This is a genomic window from Mesorhizobium sp. M1E.F.Ca.ET.063.01.1.1 (genome assembly GCF_003998155.1).
In the GTDB taxonomy this organism is placed as follows: Bacteria; Pseudomonadota; Alphaproteobacteria; order Rhizobiales; family Rhizobiaceae; genus Mesorhizobium.
Window position 1 is genome coordinate 1 of record NZ_RZSC01000931.1, and the last position, 2,017, is coordinate 2,017.

Below are 2,017 nucleotides of genomic sequence, written 5' to 3' on the forward strand. Positions count from 1 at the left end.
GCGTTTTTTACTTCGGATGAAACGATTTACAACAGCGAAAAATCGATTTATCGATTACATTAGCAAGAGGGTTTGCGGCCAGCCGCCCGCGGGAGGAGATTAATGGCGCAACAGGAAGCCCAGCAGCGGCGCCCGTCGATCCACGATGTGGCAAGCCATGCCGGCGTGTCCGCGGCGACCGTCTCCAAGGTGCTGGCCGGCGTCACGACGGTGAAGCCGGAAAACGCGCAGCGCGTCCTCGATGCCGTCGAACTGCTCGGCTACCGCGTCGACCCTTTAGCCTCCGACATGCGCCGGGCCAAGCGCCGCATCATCGGCGCCATCATGCCCGAGTTCGAAAGCGAGTTCTTCGGCCAGATGGTCACGGAACTCGAGGGCCTTGCCGAGCAGCGCGGCTACACATTGGTGGCGGCGTCGAGCCGTGAATCCGAGGCGCGGGAGAAAGAGATCCTTGCCCGCATGCATGATTGGCGCGTCGCCGGCGTCGTGCTGGCGCCTGTGCGCAACGAGCATGGTCCCGCGGCCGCCTTCATGAAGGCGAACGGCATGACCGGGGTGCTGATCGACCGCGTGCTTGCCGACGATGCCTTCGACACGGTTTCGGCCGACAGTTCCGCGGCGAGCGCCGAAGTGGCGCGCGCGCTGGTCGGCAAGGGCCATCGCCATATCCTCGTGGTCGGCCTCGGCCAGCAGGCGGCGACTGTGCGTGCCCGTCTTGAGGGGTTCCGCAGCACCGCGCTGGAACTTGCGCCCGACATCCGCATCGACGTTGTGCTTTCCGAAAGCGAGGTCGAGCCTTTGCGGGCGCTGCTTCACGATTATTTCTCCAAGGGGGCTGACAGGGGCGAGCGGCCGACGGCGGTCTATTCGCTGTTCCTCAAGGGCACGCTGGTGGCGCTGTCGGAATTCCGGCGACGCGGCTGGCATTGCCCGAACGACATCTCGCTGGTCGGCTTCGACGATGCCGAATGGATGCAGGTGACCTGGCCGGCCATCGCCGCCGTGGTGCAGCCGGTGCGCGAGATCGCCGGCAACGCAATGGAAGTTTTGTTTCGCAGGATCGAAGGCGAGGGCGGCCCGCCGAGGGCGCGGCTCGAACCTTGCAAGGTGTTGATGCGGGAATCCGTTGGCTCGCCAGGCAGCGTCCCGCATTCCGGGGGAGGAGACCGACAATAGCCCCCATTGTCGACAACGGAAGAAAAGCGCCGGCCCTGGCCCAGACACCCGGCGCAAACAAACGGAGGATTGGAATGACATCGCTTATCCTGAAGATAAATCGATTTACTCTTGCATTGGGCGTCGCCTTGGTAATGTCAGCGGTCGGCGCCGCCAGGGCAGAAGACGGCGAATACGGCGTGCTGATGAAGACGCTGGCCAATCCGTTCTGGGGCGCGATGGCCCAGGGCGTCGCCGACGGCGCCAAGGAAGCCGGCGTGAAATACTTCCAGCAAGCGGCCGAAAGCGACCAGGCGGCCGAGCCGCAGCTCAACCTCTGCAACACGATGCTGGAACGCAAGCCGGTGGCGATGATCACCGCGGCCATCAACTCGACCAACCTCCTGCCTTGCCTGAAGTCGGCGCAGGACGCCGGCATCAAGATCGTCGATCTCGACAACAATCTCGACCAGGCGGTTCTCGACAAGGAAGGCGTCAAGGTCACCTTCCATATCGGCTCCGACAATGTCGCGGCGGGCGCGCAGGGTGCTGAATATCTCGTCTCCAAGCTCGGCAAGGACGCCAAGGGTCCGGTGCTGGTGATCGAAGGTCTCTCCGGCAACATCACCGGCGAGAAGCGCGCCAAGGGCTTCGCCGACAAGCTGAAGGAACTGGCGCCAGGGCTGCAGATCGTCGCTTCGCTGCCGGGCGACTGGGATCGCGGCAAGGCGGCCTCGATCGCCACAGACACGCTGACCGCGCATCCCGATCTCGTCGCCATCTTCTGCGCCAATGACGGCATGGCGCTGGGCGCCGTGGAATCGGTTTACGCTGCGGGCAAAGGCCAGCAGGTGACGATGAT

General features: G+C 64.1%; 2 protein-coding genes. Both read left to right on the forward strand.

Going from position 1 to position 2,017, the window contains the following annotated elements:
- Nucleotides 1-102 precede the first annotated feature (102 nt).
- The gene (locus EOA29_RS34395) at nucleotides 103-1,176 is read left to right on the forward strand and encodes a LacI family DNA-binding transcriptional regulator (RefSeq protein WP_126092943.1); all 1,074 of its coding nucleotides are present in this window, start codon (nucleotides 103-105) and stop codon (nucleotides 1,174-1,176) included.
- A 74-nt stretch (nucleotides 1,177-1,250) separates the two neighbouring features.
- The coding region (locus EOA29_RS34400; RefSeq protein WP_145969984.1) for a substrate-binding domain-containing protein at nucleotides 1,251-2,017 on the forward strand (767 nt) is incomplete at its 3' end.

Bases quoted from the DNA above. Each gene is read 5' to 3' on its own strand.
- EOA29_RS34395 (WP_126092943.1), top strand. From the start codon at position 103: ATGGCGCAACAGGAAGCCCAGCAGCGGCGCCCGTCGATCCACGATGTG.